The organism is Brasilonema octagenarum UFV-OR1 (assembly GCF_963888615.1).
GTDB lineage: Bacteria > Cyanobacteriota > Cyanobacteriia > Cyanobacteriales > Nostocaceae > Brasilonema > Brasilonema sennae.
This window is the reverse complement of record NZ_CAWPKW010000356.1, coordinates 1-17,011: the sequence shown is the minus strand read 5'-3', so window position 1 is coordinate 17,011 and position 17,011 is coordinate 1. Positions and strand designations below refer to the sequence as shown.

The following is a 17,011-nucleotide window of genomic DNA, read 5'->3' as shown; positions in this document are numbered from 1 at the left end:
GCTTGGCAGCTCTTTTGATTGTAGCCAGTGTAGCCATTAATTAGGAATTATTGGAAAATACAAGTATATAGGGATGATTCACCGCACTTCGCTGCCTTTGCAACGGAGTGGCTTCAAAATCTAGCATTGCTTGACTTATGCGCGTCTTAATAGTAGAGGATGAACCTGGCATTGCTCAATTTATTAGTCAGGGATTGAAAGAAGCAGGTTACGCAACAGATATAGCTACTGATGGTCAGGAGGGACTAAATTATGCTTTAGCCGCAGAGTATGACATCATTGTATTGGATATAATGTTGCCTCAAATGGACGGTCTACAGGTTTTGCGTAAACTGCGATCGCAAGGTCTTAAAACCCCTGTACTGCTACTAACCGCCCGTGATGCTGTAGAAGACCGGGTTCGAGGTCTAGATGCTGGTGCTGATGACTATTTGTTTAAGCCCTTTGCTTTGAGCGAACTATTGGCGCGTCTGCGTGCCTTACTACGTCGTCCTCCGATGCAACAGGACACAATACTGCGAGTCGGAGACTTGGAGATGGACGTTGCTACTAGGGAAGTACGCCGCGCTGGAAAAAGTATCAACCTCAGCCCCCGTGAATTTACACTGCTACAGTATCTTATGCGCCACCCTCGCCAAGTACTTACCCGTACTCAAATAACCGAACATACCTGGAATTTTGACTTTTACGAAAATTCCAACGTTATTGATGTTTATATTGGCTACTTGCGACGCAAGATAGACCACGGTTTCGACAAACCCCTCCTGCACACAGTGCGTGGTGTAGGATATTGCCTCAGCGCAGATGCTGAATCATGATTAGTTTGAAGTGGCTGAATCACATCCCTGTACGTATAAAATTAACTGCCTGGTATCTCCTGTTGTTGGGGCTGACTCTGGGCGGGTTCACGGGCTACTTGTATTTCCGACTTGAGCGTAAAATAATTAACCAGGCGGATACCGCTCTGCAAATAGCAGGTTCTCAGTCCTTGGTTTATTTAAGCGATAAGAATAACGCCCTTGCCTTTGCGGACAAGCCAAGCCGACAAAATACCGTACAACGTTTGATAGAGGCTGGATTTGCAGTTCGCCTGATCACTCCCCAAGGCAAAATAGTGGACGGCTTTGGCAAATACCAAGAAGTGCCTCTCTGGATACCAAGTGCCAGTGGATACACAAGAGTGGCAAGAAATAAGGCAGACTGGCGACTAATTAGCCAGCCAGTAATCCGTCAAGGTCAGATTATCGGCTGGTTGCAAATAGCAAAGTCTCTTGAGGCATTAGAAGAAATATCCGATAAATTATCTGCAGAACTTTTATTTTTGTTGCCATTTATACTGATATTTGCTGGTTGTGGTGGTTTATTTCTCTCATCAAGAGCATTGCAACCCATCAGTCAAATCACCCAGACTGCCCAAGCTATTAGCGCCATTGACCTCGCCCAACGTCTAAACTACAAAGGGGCAAAAGATGAAGTAGGACAGTTGGCGACCACCTTTGACCAGATGTTAGAACGTTTACAAGCAGGTTTTGAACGGGAACAACGGTTTACAGCTGATGCAGCCCATGAATTACGTACTCCCCTGACGGTTATCAAAGGACGCATAGACGTAACCCGCAGTCGGGAACGCACTCCAGATGAATACGACCAAACCTTGCAGGATTTAGAACAAGAGGTAGACCGACTCATTCGCCTCAGCAATGGTTTACTGTTACTAGCAAGGATTGACCGAGGACAGTTGCCTTTTGAGCCATTACCTGTGGACTTAAACAACTTGTTGGAAGTGATTGTGGAACAAGTGCAATATGCCGCAGAATTGCAACAGATTAAGCTGCTAAATAACTTGACCCCCGATTTGTGGGTGCAGGGCGATCCTGACCAGTTGACCAGTTTGTTTTTGAACCTGGTAGACAACGCCGTTAAATACACACCACAAGGAGGTGTTGTTTGGGTGCGGTCAAATTTGCACTCAAATGTAGTGCAGGTGATGATAATTAACACAGGAGTAGGTATTGCAAAAGAGCATTTACCTCACCTATTTGAGCGGTTTTATCGCGCAGACTCAGCCCGTTCCCAAGGAAAAAGTGGAGCTGGCTTGGGGTTGGCGATCGCTCACGAAATTGCTCGCTTGCATGGCGGTACTATTATTGCTGACAGCATTCCTAACAAAGAAACTACTTTTACCGTCACTCTACCGATTGCCCAACATAGTGGTCTGTCTCATTAATTTTGATGGGTTACAGCAGTTTTCAGGTAATTAGCCACACCCTTGCGTTCTTCTTTGCGCCTTTGCGGCTTTGCGTGAGACAGATCAAATAAACGAACCGCCAAGACGCCAAGTGCGCCAAGAGAAAAGGAAAAAAGGGTAATTCATTAAATTATGTAATCCATCAAAATTAATGATATGGGCTAATGGTTGTTGACTCTCATTATTTTCTTAATCTCGTTTTGTAACTTGAAATTATAGCGAGTTGAAATAGGGTTAGACCATGACAGTAAGTGAAATGGAACTGAATGCAACTTCATTACAGCAGATATCCCAATCGCAGCAGATACGTGAATACACCATATGTGAAACTCAAGCTAGTCAATATATGATTGATTGCTATCCGTATGCTGTGAGAGGATTTTTGTGGGGTCTTTTTTTCTCTATTGTCTTTTTGGTAAGTGCGATTAACGTATTGAAGCTAGTGTTTTAATAGTTATAAATTGTAGGTTAGCGTAGACAGTCGCAACGTTCAAGCAAACCTACAATTATTATATATATTTCTCTTTACTTACATATAGCAATCCGCGCATCAATCATGAAAAATGGTAAACCCGGTATCGCAGAAGTTACCGGGTTTCTTAGATTTTCGATTCTCAGCATTCATATTTAGATTGCTATATAAAAATTTCTTTGATAGACTCTCATCTATTTCTTAATCTAATGTGGTAATGTCTATTTCTTTAAGCTTTTCTCATACCAAAACTTTCTTGTTACTCTCATCGTATTCTTAAAAACCCTCTCTAATATAAAGGTATGAGCTAATAACATCAATCCTTCAATTCTGAAGTTTAATTATGGGAATTAAGCAAACAATTATAGCTGCTTGTGGAGTAGTAGCTTTGATTCTTGTAGGAGGTTGGTTTTTTAGAACTAGACCTGTTCAAGCTTCTCCTGACAACACAGCACCTGCGGTCACAATGGTTGAAGCCATAGAAACGGTTCTTGCTGCTAACCCAGGTACAGCAGCAATTGATGTCAATTTAGAGCATGAAAATAATAATTTGGTGTGGGAAGTTGAACTAAACAATGATTTAGAAGTGTACATTGATGCCAACACTAAAGAAATTGTGAAAACTGAGCAAGGCTGGAGTTTGGCAGATGTTCCTCTCTTAGCAAACTGGATTCCTAATTAATTTATATCCCTGTAATCGGAATTTACTCATGACTAGATCTGTATCTACCCATAAAGTTAAGTTGAAACCAGTTCGCCCAATGCAAGACAAGCTGCCTCAAAACTCGCATTCCCTCCATATAGAAGAAACAATCGACTTGTTAGAAACTGACCAAGCACAGGGCTTGAATAGTATTCAAGTCAAAGAGCGAATAGCGCGTTTTGGTTTTAATGAATTGACCGGAAAGAAAGGAAAACCCTGGTGGTTAAAATTTCTTTTGCAATATAATCAGCCGCTACTGTACATCTTGCTAATTGCGGGTGCTACTAAGGCAATTATAGGTGAGTTTGTCAACGCTTTTGTGATTTGGGGTGTAACTACAACTAACGCCATTATTGGATATGTTCAGGAATCGAAAGCGGAAGGGGCGATCGCAGCCCTAGCTAAATCCATCACGACAGAAGCAACTGTTATCCGCGAGAACCAAAAGTTACGCATTCCCTCACGAGAGTTAGTTCCTGGCGATGTGGTGCTGTTAACTTCTGGTGACAAAGTACCTGCTGACTTACGACTGATTAAGGTGCGGAATCTGCAAGTAGATGAATCCGCCCTGACTGGTGAGTCTGTAGCTGTTGAAAAAGAGGCGGGTGTAGAGACGCCGCCCCTACCGCCAGATATCCCGTTAGCAGAACGCAAAAATATGGCTTATACAGGCGGTTTTGTTACTTTTGGGCAGGCGACAGGTATAGTAGTAGCCACGGGTAATACTACCGAAACAGGGCGAATTTCTCAGCTATTAGAAAATAAAATCGACCTTTCTACCCCCTTAACCCGAAAATTCGACAAATTCAGCAAAAATTGGCTGTACATGGTTTTGGGGGTTGCAACCCTGACTTTGATGGCGGGACTGCAAACCAAACCTTGGAGAGATGCTATAGAAGCTACTGTGGCATTAATTGTCGGCTCGATTCCGGAAGGATTACCAGCGGTAGTGACTGTGACACTAGCTATCGGTGTATCCCGCATGGCTCGTCGCCACGCAATTATCCGCAAGCTGCCAGCAGTAGAAACTCTCGGCAGTGCTACTGTCATTTGTTCCGATAAAACTGGCACTTTGACCGAAAATCAAATGACAGTGCAAGCCATTTATGCGGGAGGACATCAGTATGCAGTCACTGGTGTGGGTTATTCTCCGGAAGGAAAAATTGTACAGGATGGCAAACGAATCGACTTGAGTAGCGATCTCGGTTTGCACGAATGTCTCAGCGCTGGACTGTTATGCAATGACTCTCACTTGGAAACCAAAAACGGTAAATGGGTTGTTGTTGGTGATCCGACTGAGGGGGCATTAATCACCTCCGCTAATAAATTGGGGTTAATCAAGCCGCTTCTAGAACAGCAAATGCCGAGACTGGATGGGATTCCTTTTGAGTCTGAGTTTCAGTACATGGCGACTCTGCACGCAACTCCAACAGGTAAGACGATTTATGTTAAGGGTTCAGTAGAGGCGATCGCCAAGCGCTGCACCTTCATGTTAAATAGCAACGGACAACTCAAACCAATCGACTGCGTGGAGACATTAAATACCTCCTCTATCGAACGGGAAGTCAATATTATGGCACGTCAAGGCTTACGGGTGTTGGCGTTGGCAAAGAAGCTTGTACCAAACGAACAAACTACCGTAGACCACGTAGATATTGACACTGGGTTGATTTTCTTGGGCTTGCAGGGGATGATTGACCCACCACGCGAAAGTGCGATGAAAGCGGTGAAAGCCTGTCAAGAAGCGGGTATTCAGGTAAAGATGATTACTGGCGACCATGCTGTCACAGCGCAGGCGATCGCAACTCGTATGGGCATCAATAAAAATGGTTCGGTGCTGGCATTTTCCGGCGCTGAACTGGCTCAAATGGACTACCAAGAACTTGCCCAAGTTGCAGAAGATGGGGTTGTATTCGCCCGCGTCGCACCAGAACAAAAGCTGCGTCTAGTAGAAGCGTTACAATCAAAAGGCGAAATTGTCGCCATGACGGGGGATGGAGTGAACGATGCACCTGCCTTAAAACAAGCCGATATTGGCATTGCGATGGGTATGGCGGGAACTGAGGTAGCAAAGGAAGCGGCTGATATGCTACTCACCGATGACAACTTTGCTTCAATTAAAGCTGCGGTTGAGGAAGGGCGTGCTGTTTACAAAAATCTTGTCAAAGCTATGTGCTTTATTCTCCCAGTCAATGGTGGAGAGTCGATGACAATTTTATTCAGCACCCTAGTAGGCAGAGAATTACCGATATTATCATTGCAAATTCTTTGGTTGAATGTCATTAATTCCATTACCATGACAGTCCCCTTAGCCTTTGAGCCGAAACCTCAAAATGTCATGCAGCAATCGCCCCGTCGTCCCAATGAAGCATTACTGTCAGGTAGTAGAATCAAACGCATCTTGGCGATTTCTCTGTTTAACTGGATTGTGATATTTGGAGTTTTTGAATACATTCGACAAACTACAGGGGATATAAATCTAGCCCGTACTATGGCAATCAATTCTTTAATTGCAGGCAGAATCTTTTATCTGTTGAGCCTGAGTCAATTAGTGCCGAATCTAATTGCAAAAATGGACGGTACAATTAAAGAAAACGTTGATATTCCAGCCATTGGCTTTGGTATTATTGGCGCAATAATTTTGCAGCTTTGCTTTTCTTATGTACCTTTAATTAATGAGTTTTTCTTCACAGTACCCCTCAGGTTTGACCAATGGTTGTTCTGTTTTGCCGTGGGTTTACCAATGATTCCTTGGGCTGCCTTTGTTAATCGCTTTGATCCTCCGAATTAAAAAGAAAATATAGAAAGAATCAGCAAGAGCAGGAGATAGGTGAGTCTGAGACGAACAGACTTAGACTATATTGTCATCATCCTGCTCATTTTCGGTAGCCTCTACGTGTTTATTAGTGGAATCATTATGGACAGGATGGGGCTGCATCGCTTTGTCTTTCTAGCTGGCTTTAGCGATTATTTAGGATTGCTATAGCAGTCCTATTTCATTTGTGAAAAAACAAAGTACATTTGTATATTCTTCTTCCCTGTTCCCTGTTCCCTGTTCCCTACCTCAACGAATAATTTCACAACTCATTTAGGATTGCTATATATAATTTATCTAAAAACAAACTGCTGTCATTTATCCTCTGAGCATTTTTTTAATTTCTCTTGTTAATCTTGATAAATTTGCGCTTTGACTAAACCAAAATTTTATGTTTCTCTCATCGTTTTCTTAGAAAACCTATTTAACATGAAAACATAAGCAAATAACAATAAACTCAATGGATGGGAGATTGAACTATGGAAATTCAGCAAAAAATTGTTAGCGCTGTTGGAGTAGTACCTCTGATTCTCGGAGGAAGTTTATGGCTCAAAACCAGACTTGTTAGCTTCTTACCATGACACAGCCCCTACTGTCACAATTAACTAAATAACAAACTGTAGAAAATAGCTCCGTTGGCGAGAATTTGCGCTCTTTTTTGCGTCGTCAGGGAAGAAATATCGACCTATCTGTGCTAAAGGTGCAATTCCTGTTCAAATGCAGTAGCTCAAATCATAAATACGTCAATAGTTTGATAACTCACGAGAATGCACTTATGTTTTACACTGTCAAAGATGGAGATACACTACCAAAAATAGCCGAAAAATTTTATGGTGTTCGCAGTCGGTGGCAACAAATTTATCATGCTAATCCAGAAGTCATTCTACTCATTCCTGGGGTAACACTTTTTATTCCTCTTCCTCAAAATATTTATGATAAAGAGTTAGAAAACAATGAAAACAATAAAACCTTATGCAAAGCTATAGGATCTGAAAATATGACTAAATCCAAACACTCTATCAAAAATAATTTTGTGAGGGTAGGAGCAATTTGTGGAAGCTTACTAATTGGTTTATCATCAATTGCAATCCCATTTTTTTTAGCACAAAGCGCCCAAGCTCAACAAACGCCCAAGACTTCTAATGATTCTGTAATCCCACCTATGCCAGAAGAGCTACAAACTCCAAGCGCTAAGATTGTACCTGTAAATGGAAAAGTTAACGTGAAGCTGACTAACCAAACTAACGCTGTGCTAGCTTACGAAGTCATTGGACATACCAAACAACGCACCCTTTCCGGAAAATCAACTGTCACCTTAAAAGACTTACCAGTCGCTGTAGCTATTAGCTTCCGACGACAGGATAAAGGACTGCTTAGTGTTCATCTTCAAAAAGAAACAGCACCCGGATTATTAGAAGTCAAGTTGGATGAAGGGAAGAATTTTGGTGAGGATAAAATTGCGATGAAAATTGAAAAAACAGGCGAGGTCTTCTTGAAGTAATAACCCACAACTTGGGTTATTAAATTATGGGTGCTTTTCACTTGTTGATTCATGCGATGCTCCGGAGGAGCCACCAAAGGTGATCGCACACGACAAGTTGACGGTGCGCTACGCGCACCGTCACTTCTGTAGAGAGTGCAAATCTAAGTGTTAAATTATTTTAAAATAGTAAAGATTACCTTCAAATAAACGCGTGTTGAAGAGTATATGCAAAAAGAAATGCTTCCAGTTTAAGTAAAAACCCTTTATATCTGACCGCATGGATTGACTTTGGGAAAACACGAGTGATGCCACTAAATACAGTTTCAATATAATGTCGAGTACATTCGTAAGCGCAGCGTCTCCCTTCGGCTCCGCCGAAGGCAGGCTCAGGAGACTCAAATCTATGCCCGTAGGGCACGCTGCGCGAACGGTGATGAGCGAATTTTGAATTGGTATAAGGTGGGCACTGGCGACTTTTCTATGTCATTGGTGTGCCATAAGTGGTTAGTCAGTGCCCACCCTACGTTAGATTCGCTATGACATCAACTTACAAAACCGTTCCAATCTCCTTCAAATAAACCCGTGTAAAAGGTTCATCTACACCAAGAGTATATTCTTCTATCAAACCCTTGCGCCTAATAGAAATATTATCTCCATTTTTGATTACAACAGTTGAATCATCAAAAACATCCCGCGTTAGCGTCATTTCGATTTCTGTAGGATTGTTTAAAACTACCATGTTACTTCCGTAGTAAAACATTCCTTCATTTTCCAAAACGTCTTCTTTGTATTCAGCAATCAGCATATCAAGCTTAGGATTACGCAACAAAGAAAGGATATTGGTGTTGTAATCTGGACTCAAAATTTTTGCTGAACGATTTATGAAAACACCATCACGACAAACAGCGCCTATTGTCCAATCTGGATGTTGTAAAAGAATATGGTCAATTGTTTCTTGAATTTGCTGAACTGAGATATTGTTGAACGTGACTATTGGTATTCTGGCATCTGTACCCAGTTGATAAAAAGTTTCCAGAATGTGTGAGGGTACATCAACGCTTTCACCGATAGAAGGCTTGAGATGCATCAAAATTCCTGGCGCAGCGTTGATTTCTAAGATAGAAAAGTCGTTAGACTTCCAAGATTCGCTAAGATTTGGTGCAATAACATCAATCCCCAGGCAAACAAGGCGGAAGTGTTGGGCAATATCTTGTGCCAAAATGATATTGTCAGGATGAACAGTGCGGGTAGCGTCAATGCTGACACCTCCAGCCGAGAGGTTAGCAACTTTGCGAAGAGAAACGTTTCTATCTTTCTCAACAACGCTGTCCAATGACAAGCCCTGTTGTTCAAGATACTGTTCCATCGCTTCGTCGCACTGAATTTTCGTCATCGGCGAGGTGGGTGTATCCAAACGCCCAGGTTTTCGGTTTTCGTCTCGGATTAACTGTTGAATGGTTGATTTCCCATCACCCACAACCCATGCAGGACGACGTTCAATAGCAGCAACAAATCTGCCATTCACACACAACAAGCGGAAGTCTGACCCCACAATGCTTTTTTCAACAATAACTCGGGTCGGCTCGTTTTCTGGAATTGCCTCAAGCGCCCTTCTAAAAGCAGATTTGAGTTCATACTCGTCTCGTACTTCGGCTGTGACTCCAATTCCTTTGTGACCAGCCACAGGTTTGACTGCTACTGGGTAGTTAATGTCTCTGGCTACTGCAAGAGCCTGCTTTTCTGAATTAACAATATCACCCTTTGGCACTGGAAAACCCAAGGTTTTTAGAAACGCTTTGCAGTCATCTTTGCGCGTGGTGAAGTCGGAATCTAGATGGCTATCGCTGTCAAATGTCGTTGCTATTCCGCGAACCTGTTTTTTGCCGTATCCGTACTGTGTGAGTCCTTCATCCCATAGATAAAAAGCGGGAATACCTTTTGTGTCAGCTGTACGCAGTAAAGCGTAAACTGTAGGACCACCGTAGACTGATTGCCGGAATTTACTTTGAAGGGATAAAAGTTGCTCTTCAAAAGTAATGTCTTTGTGCTGAGTTATGGCTTCAAACCAATCCCATACAAAATAAAGTACACCTCTAGTTGTACGCTCATGAAGCGATTGTATGCTAATTGTCGCATAACTTTCATATGACTTGATACCCCAACGGTCGAGGTGTAAGCCCATATCTAGCTTTCCGACTTCTGACACGGTGCGGGCAAACAGATGAGCATAGGAATCAAATGTTTGGTCGCGCAGGTGTGGGTAGCGATCGCCAATAATTGAGACGTAATCCTCAATCGGCAGAGGTTTTGTAAACTCAGTGACCGCAAAATCGAATACCAACGCGCCTGCGTCCAAGTAAGGATTTGGTCCTATGTAATGCTTGAACTTGAAGATGTCGAATGCATCAGTTTTTCTGGCATTGATGCGAACTGTATTAGTGATTTTGTCTTGAACCATAAGACTATTACCTCTGACTAAACACCCTCAAATCTGAACAAATACTAGCGTTTCCTCAGACGTCTTGACTGTCTATGAGTTTAATACCCTTTTGTAAGCAAAGGTCAATGCCTACGCTACATCTGTGCTTTATCTTAAACACTGGCATTAATAGCTACTTTTATACCATATTATTGTACTCAGTATCGCCAACAACATTCAGCTATCTAAAGATATAGTTAAGCTGTTATACTAAGTGAATAGTCAATAGTCTAAATAACAGATGGATCAATATTGAACAATTGCTATTGACTAATAGCTAAAAATATAACCTTTGAAGGGTGCAATTTGACACTAGTTAATTTATAAATAGTAAGTACTAAGAAGCGCTAAGGAGACGGCAAGTATGACTAACGCAAAAGCTGTTCTCAGAAAAGAGGTTCAGCATCTTGCTGAGGAAGCTTTCCAACACAAACTCATTTCTGGATATGGGGATGGCCCAGACGGTAATGAGTATCAAATTGTATATCAAGGTAAACCCAGGCATTTCGCTTTAGAAGAGGCACGTTCTTTTTTGTGTGAGTTACTGTTTGAAACACAACAGGGTGATCAACATTCTGAAGAATTGAGTATTTAACGTTCAACTGAAGCATCACAACTCACCATCAATAGTATACGGCACTCAGTCAGATAGACCTCCGGAACATTATTGAAATCGGGAGGTGTTTTGATTTTTACAACCATCCTAATTTTACAATTAGGAGGCACGCTCAAAATCTGAGGGGCTTGCACTCGTATCCAACAGAGCCAGTTATGGTATTTTCCAAAGTATTCTTGGTGTTCTCACCATAAAGATGTGTGGATTCCACAGACTTGTTTTGTCACGTAAAGCGCAGTTATGCTACCTGTGCTATATTTCTATGGGCCATATATTACTGTCAGTGCTATGGGAAAACCAACAAATTTTGTTACATTTAGAGTGAATGATCTAGAGAAAGAAATCTTACGCAATTACTGCGAAAAACTAGGCAGAACGCAAACTGATGTACTGAGAGAACTTATACGTAACTTGCAAAAAGAAAACATTACGTTAGGTTAAAGTCAACCTAAAAGAGTTTATCTTATCCCACGGCTTTTGCTGTTGGCGTAGCTTGGCGCTAGCTATAGATCAGCGGTCTTGGTATTTTCAATGGTCGTGGGGTGAGTAAAAAAGTTGCCTTTAAAATTTATACAAAAGCTAATACAAGCCTCTTACGGGTCAAAAGTCATAACAATTAGATGTTTATGACTTTTGACCTTATTTATTTACTTGAACTTGAATTAAAGAAAGAGTCACTATTTTTACTCTTATTCTGCTCTTTTTACAGAGAAACATGTGGTCATTTACTTTGTATATTATAGTCTGCATTAAATTTTTGTATCTTTCTCTACCAAATGGTAGTTTTTAACCCTAAATTCATCATGTTTTATATAAATAGACCACTTGTATCAGGAGGCTCTATGGTAGCTAGTGACATTAGACGGCAACTAGTCATTATTGGGGGGGCGGAAGATAAGGAGGGGGATTGCCAAATTCTTCGGGAGTTTGTTCGCTACGCTGGGGGTACAAAAGCCAAAATTGTGATCATGACAGCCGCGACAGAACTGCCAAGAGAAGTCGGAGAGAATTATATTAGAGTGTTTGAACGGCTAGGTGCTGAGGATGTTCGTATACTTGACACTGAAACCCGTGAAGATGGGTCTTCATCTACAGCGTTAGCAGCGATAAACAAAGCTACAGGTATATTTTTTACTGGAGGAGACCAAGCCCGTATCACAAGTATTCTTAAGGATACGGAAATAGATGCAGCTATTCATCAGCGCTTCTCTGAAGGTATAGTTATAGGAGGTACAAGCGCAGGAGCCGCTATCATGCCAGATGTGATGATTATCGAAGGCGACTCCGAGACAAATCCTCGAATGGAAATAGTAGACTTAGGTCCTGGTTTGGCTTTTCTTCCAGGAGTGGTGATAGACCAACATTTCTCACAACGCGGACGCTTGGGACGCTTGGTTGCAGCTTTAGCACAGCAGCCTGCTGTTTTGGGATTTGGTATTGATGAGAACACCGCTATGGTTGTAACCGATAACCAGTTTCAGGTTATTGGACAGGGTTGTGTGACAGTTGTCGATGACTCAGAAGTTGTGCATAGCAACGTTGGCGAGATTTTGAAAGATGAACCTTTAGCAGTTTGCGGAGCAAAGCTTCATATTCTGCCACATGGATACAAATTTGACTTTCAAACCCGTAAGCCTATCCTAGATAGTCGTACTGTAACAACTGTCCCTGTACCAGCTGCTTAAAAAATACTTATATTTTCACCAAATGCATTGACAAAGAAGTGGGAATTAGAGAGTGCTAGTCCCCACTTTTTTGTTACTTTTGATTTATTTTTATCCATCAAATGGCAAAAAATCTAATATGTATTATAACTACCAAAAAAATATTAGGTATCTGAGAAAATAATTGATTAGAAAAAATAAATTTTACTCAAGAAAGAATATTAACTTATCCTGAGATAAAAATTTATTTGTATATTCTTGATTTTACTTTATTACACTGATTAAGTAGTTTAAATGGCAACTAGTATTGAATTTTATTTATTTGCTCCTCGTAATCAAAAAGCAGCCTTAATTGGTTCTTTTTCTGAGTGGCAAGAAATACCAATGGAAAAAGGAAATGACGGCTTTTTCCGTACTCAAGTAGAATTAGAGGATGATATCTATCAGTATAAGTTCCGTATTCAAACGAAGAGTCCACAATTTTATCCAGAGCAATGGATAGATGTTATTGATCCTTATGCAACAGAGGTTAATGAAAAACTAAAAGTCGGTGTAGTAAGAATTAAAAATGGAAAAAAGATTGTTGATACTTATGTTTGGCAACACGACAATATAAAATTACCAAACAATAATGAGTTAGTGATATACGAAATGCATGTAGCTGATTTTACTGGAGGCGAAGTTGACTCTGATCAGCACGGAAAGTATGTAGATGCTATTGAAAAATTAGATTACCTGCATGAGTTAGGAATTAACGCTATTGAATTAATGCCAGTTAATGAACACTTTGGTGATTATAATTGGGGATACGAAGTATGTCATTATTTTGCGACAGAATCTAGCTACGGCACAACAGAAGATTTAAAACGATTTATAGACGAGTGCCATGCGAGGGGTATTCGCGTTTTGCTTGATGGAATTTTTAACCACACGGATGAAAAATGTCCGTTAATGCTGATTGATAGGAATTATTGGTATTACGAATATATGCATTATCCGGAAGATCCAGGTAATTATTGGGGTCCGGAGTTTAACTATGACAACTACGACGAGAAGTTAAACGTTAAGCCTGCATGGAAGTACGTTGGTGATATTATACGGTTTTGGGTTCAGGAGTATCACATTGATGGAATTCGCTTTGATGCAGTGCGTCAATTAGCTAACTATGAATTTTTAGATTTTGTGGCTAAACAAGCGAAAAAAAGTGCGATTCCTAAACAGTTTTATAACGTTGCTGAACATATTCCTGATACCAGTAAAGTGACGACTCCATTAGGACCGTTAGATGCTTGTTGGCATGAAAGTTTTCGCTATTTTGTGATTCCGCATATTTGCGGTGAGATGTTTGAACCTGAAAAGCTCAAGGAGGTTTTAGACCCAAGAAAACAGGGTTATGAGGCTAGTATAAACGTAGTCAATTACTTAGCGAGTCATGACCGTGAACATCTTTTGAGAGAATTGGGCGTTCGCCTGGGGCGCGGCTCTGCCGGACGCGGTATCTTTGACGAAGATGCATTTAGACGAGCCAAATTAGGAGCAGCGCTATTGCTAACAGCAATGGGTATACCTATGCTGTGGATGGGGGAAGAATTTGGAGAAGACAAACGTAAAAGTGAAACTGTCACTCAGCCTCAAAAACTGACATGGTCTTTATTAGAAAAAGACCATAATCGGGATTTATTTGAATACTATAAAAAACTGATTGCGCTACGCAAAAAAAATTCGGCTTTGCAAAGTGAAAACATTGAATTTTTCCATGAGAATCTAGACGAAAAAGTACTGGCATATGTTCGTAGTCAAGAAGATTCTCGCGTTGTCGTAATAGCAAATTTTTCCGAGCAAAACAAGAGTGGATATCATATTCCTGACTTCCCCTGTCCAGGGACATGGCATGAGTGGACTGATAATTATAATGTCGAAGCTGGGAAAGACGGCATCAGAATTGATATAGAGTCATTCCAAGCCAAAATTCTTGTCCAGCAGTAGAAACAATCTACAAATCCTCGTCTTACTAAACTGCACACTCTCAAATGACTCCATGTCGCTGGATTTCGCCTTTGCGATTTCTGATCACCCAGTCTTTTAGCAAAATAGGGATGCTCTTGGATGGCTATGATATTATGGGAAACTGCTGCATACATTTAGAAATTGATTAGATCATGGCTTTAACGCAAGAGCGCAAACAAGAAATACTGACACAGTACCAAGTTCACGAAACCGACACTGGCTCTGCTGATGTTCAAGTCGCTATGATAACAGCGCGTATTAACCGTCTTAGCGAACATCTCCAGTCAAACAAGAAAGATCATTCTTCGCGTCGAGGATTGTTGAAGCTTATTGGTCAACGTAAGCGTCTATTATCTTATATTCTGGAAGAAAACCGAGAACGTTATCAAGCTTTGATTGGTCGTCTCGGCATTCGTGGATAGAGACTAGTGCTTATGTCTGCTGAATCTGAACGCAGTCAGTTGCCTTTTGAACCAAACAAAAAGCGCCAAAAACCCGCTAAAGCAAAAGGCAAACAACCAGAAACCAAGCAGGAATCTGGGAAAAAGGACGACAAGAAGCCATCTTTTACCAAAGAAGAGATGGCAATACCCAAAGTTGTTAGCCAACGGATGATTCGCCGAGTGGCTGTTTTTTGTGGTGTGCCAACAGCTTTGGGAATCAGCACCCTGATTGTGAGTTACTTCCTGTTAATTTATGCTGGAATTAAACTAACTCCTGTCGCCGTCTTACTGGTGAACATGGGATTTTTTGGTTTGGGGGTGTTGGGGATAACTTATGGTGTTCTCTCTGCCTCTTGGGATGAACACAGAGTTGGAGGTTGGCTGGGCTGGAATGACTTCAGAACTAATTCGGAACGAATGGTAGCAGCTTGGCGTGAAACTGGCAAAAAAAACGTTTGATGAACAGTACTCAGTGAGTAAATCACTGTAAGCTTACCCCCGGCTGTTCGCGCAGGGTGCCCCTTCGGGCATAGCGCGGGGGATTTTGCCACTTACCACGATTCAGAACGAAGATTTTCAGTAGCCCACTCCCGCGTAAATCACTGTGACGTTGGGTAAAAGTGAAAAAAATAATGTTGAAGTTTATATTTTGTAACTTCAACATTACAAATTCAAAATTTATGAATCTTTTGAGACACAATATCATCAATGAGGCGACTGTTAAGCGTTATATTGAAAACTCGATTTTGCTTAAGCTTTCTAATTTTAAACCACTGATTCGTCTAGGAAAATATTTTCAGCTAGGACTCAACTAGGCAGGAATTTTAACATGATTGTAGTCATGAAAATTGGTTCCCCTGAGGCGGAAATAGACCGTCTGGGCGAGGAACTTGGCACTTGGGGACTGACAGCAGAAAAAATTGTTGGTAAGCATAAGGTAGTTATTGGTCTTGTTGGTGACACCGCTGACTTAGATCCCCTACAAATTCAAGAAGTTAGCCCTTGGATTGAGCAAGTGCTGCGAGTAGAACAGCCTTTCAAACGCGCTAGCCGTGAGTTTCGACATGGAGAATCTTCTGAAGTCGTCGTTAACACTCCTAATGGACCAGTTCCTTTTGGCGAACATCACCCTGTGGTTATTGTTGCTGGTCCCTGCTCAGTAGAAAATGAAGAAATGATTGTAGAAACCGCGCGGCGAATCAAAGCTGCCGGGGCACACTTTTTGCGTGGTGGTGCATATAAACCCCGAACCTCGCCTTACGCCTTCCAAGGACACGGCGAGAGTGCTTTGGAATTGTTGGTAAAGGCGCGAGAAGAAACTGGGCTGGGCATTATTACAGAAGTGATGGATAGTGCAGACTTGGAGAAAATCGCACAAGTCGCAGATGTTGTCCAGGTTGGGGCAAGAAACATGCAGAACTTCTCGCTGTTGAAAAAAGTAGGCGCACAGTCAAAACCAGTTCTTCTCAAGCGAGGAATGGCTGCAACCATTGAAGATTGGTTGATGGCAGCGGAATATATTCTGGCAGCCGGAAATCCAAATGTGATTTTGTGTGAACGTGGTATTCGCACTTTTGACCGCCAGTACACCAGAAATACCTTGGATTTGTCAGCTGTGCCAGTGCTACGCAAACTAACTCACCTACCAATTATGGTTGATCCTAGTCATGGTACGGGCTGGGCTACCTATGTCCCTTCAATGTGTTTGGGGGCGATCGCCTGTGGATGCGACTCTTTGATGATTGAAGTTCATCCCAACCCAGCAAAAGCCTTATCTGATGGACCACAATCTGTCACGCCGGAACGTTTCGACACTTTGATGCAAGAACTTGCGGTGATTGGTAAGGCAGTTGGGCGTTGGCAGCAGCAAGTGGTTGCTTTAGCACAAATAGTGTAAAAAGTCAATTTTAAATCATCTAAAAAACCCCTTCCCAGTAACGGGAAGGGGTTTTTTCAATTATTGTTGGTAACTGCGGACTCAATACAGTTCGGTTAAGATCCCCCTGCCTGCGGCGACCCCCTTAAAAAGGGGGTAAAAGAGGGTTATAAGCCCCCTTTTTAACTCTGTTGGGGGGATCTTC

Annotated in this window: 14 protein-coding genes and 1 pseudogene; 13 read left to right on the top strand and 2 right to left on the bottom strand. The window is 41.7% G+C overall.

The window, feature by feature from the left end; genetic code table 11:
- The first annotated feature begins 137 nt into the window (after window positions 1-137).
- The 7 genes from AC5590_RS31975 to AC5590_RS31945 all read left to right on the top strand — a co-directional run bounded on the left by AC5590_RS31975 (window position 138) and on the right by AC5590_RS31945 (window position 7,739).
- The gene (locus tag AC5590_RS31975; RefSeq protein ID WP_169267277.1) at window positions 138-818 is read left to right on the top strand and encodes a response regulator transcription factor; all 681 of its coding nucleotides are present in this window, start codon (window positions 138-140) and stop codon (window positions 816-818) included.
- Complete coding sequence (locus AC5590_RS31970; RefSeq protein ID WP_169267276.1) at window positions 815-2,227, top strand: sensor histidine kinase; 1,413 nt, start codon at window positions 815-817, stop codon at window positions 2,225-2,227. The genes AC5590_RS31975 and AC5590_RS31970 overlap by 4 nt, the downstream gene beginning before the upstream one ends.
- A gap of 262 nt (window positions 2,228-2,489) precedes the next feature.
- The gene (locus tag AC5590_RS31965; protein ID WP_169267275.1) at window positions 2,490-2,699 is read left to right on the top strand and encodes a hypothetical protein; all 210 of its coding nucleotides are present in this window, start codon (window positions 2,490-2,492) and stop codon (window positions 2,697-2,699) included.
- Window positions 2,700-3,063: 364 nt separating this feature from the next.
- Window positions 3,064-3,402 carry a PepSY domain-containing protein gene (locus AC5590_RS31960; RefSeq protein ID WP_169267274.1) on the top strand — a complete coding sequence of 113 codons (339 nt, stop codon included), beginning with the start codon at window positions 3,064-3,066 and terminating at the stop codon, window positions 3,400-3,402.
- Between the two features lie 79 nt (window positions 3,403-3,481).
- Complete coding sequence (locus AC5590_RS31955) at window positions 3,482-6,214, top strand: HAD-IC family P-type ATPase (protein ID WP_169267286.1); 2,733 nt, start codon at window positions 3,482-3,484, stop codon at window positions 6,212-6,214.
- A gap of 39 nt (window positions 6,215-6,253) precedes the next feature.
- Window positions 6,254-6,409 (top strand): hypothetical protein, encoded by a 156-nt coding sequence (locus AC5590_RS31950; protein ID WP_169267273.1) that lies wholly within the window; start codon window positions 6,254-6,256, stop codon window positions 6,407-6,409.
- Window positions 6,410-7,013: 604 nt separating this feature from the next.
- A complete protein-coding gene (locus tag AC5590_RS31945; RefSeq protein ID WP_169267272.1) occupies window positions 7,014-7,739 on the top strand; it encodes a LysM peptidoglycan-binding domain-containing protein in 726 nt (241 codons plus the stop codon).
- A 181-nt stretch (window positions 7,740-7,920) separates the two neighbouring features.
- On the opposite strand, the pseudogene AC5590_RS31940 reads toward AC5590_RS31945, so the two are convergent.
- Both AC5590_RS31940 and AC5590_RS31935 read right to left on the bottom strand, forming a co-directional pair.
- Window positions 7,921-8,061 (bottom strand): annotated as a pseudogene (locus tag AC5590_RS31940) (IS982 family transposase); the annotation flags it as partial.
- 207 nt (window positions 8,062-8,268) lie between these two features.
- On the bottom strand, window positions 8,269-10,179 hold the full coding sequence (locus AC5590_RS31935) for an ATP-binding protein (protein WP_169267271.1): 1,911 nt from the start codon (window positions 10,177-10,179) through the stop codon (window positions 8,269-8,271).
- A 385-nt stretch (window positions 10,180-10,564) separates the two neighbouring features.
- On the opposite strand from AC5590_RS31935, the gene AC5590_RS31930 reads away from it, so the two are divergent.
- The 6 genes from AC5590_RS31930 (at window position 10,565) to aroF (ending at window position 16,827) form a co-directional block, all read left to right on the top strand.
- Complete coding sequence (locus AC5590_RS31930) at window positions 10,565-10,795, top strand: hypothetical protein (protein ID WP_169267270.1); 231 nt, start codon at window positions 10,565-10,567, stop codon at window positions 10,793-10,795.
- Between the two features lie 863 nt (window positions 10,796-11,658).
- The gene (locus AC5590_RS31925; RefSeq protein WP_169267269.1) at window positions 11,659-12,501 is read left to right on the top strand and encodes a cyanophycinase; all 843 of its coding nucleotides are present in this window, start codon (window positions 11,659-11,661) and stop codon (window positions 12,499-12,501) included.
- Window positions 12,502-12,774: 273 nt separating this feature from the next.
- Complete coding sequence (locus AC5590_RS31920; protein WP_169267268.1) at window positions 12,775-14,466, top strand: alpha-amylase family glycosyl hydrolase; 1,692 nt, start codon at window positions 12,775-12,777, stop codon at window positions 14,464-14,466.
- A gap of 173 nt (window positions 14,467-14,639) precedes the next feature.
- Window positions 14,640-14,909: a 30S ribosomal protein S15 gene (rpsO, locus tag AC5590_RS31915; RefSeq protein WP_169267267.1), complete on the top strand. Its 270-nt coding sequence runs from the start codon at window positions 14,640-14,642 to the stop codon at window positions 14,907-14,909.
- Window positions 14,910-14,921: 12 nt separating this feature from the next.
- Window positions 14,922-15,389: a PAM68 family protein gene (locus tag AC5590_RS31910; RefSeq protein WP_169267266.1), complete on the top strand. Its 468-nt coding sequence runs from the start codon at window positions 14,922-14,924 to the stop codon at window positions 15,387-15,389.
- Between the two features lie 370 nt (window positions 15,390-15,759).
- Complete coding sequence (gene aroF / locus AC5590_RS31905; RefSeq protein ID WP_169267265.1) at window positions 15,760-16,827, top strand: 3-deoxy-7-phosphoheptulonate synthase; 1,068 nt, start codon at window positions 15,760-15,762, stop codon at window positions 16,825-16,827.
- Window positions 16,828-17,011: the final 184 nt, after the last annotated feature.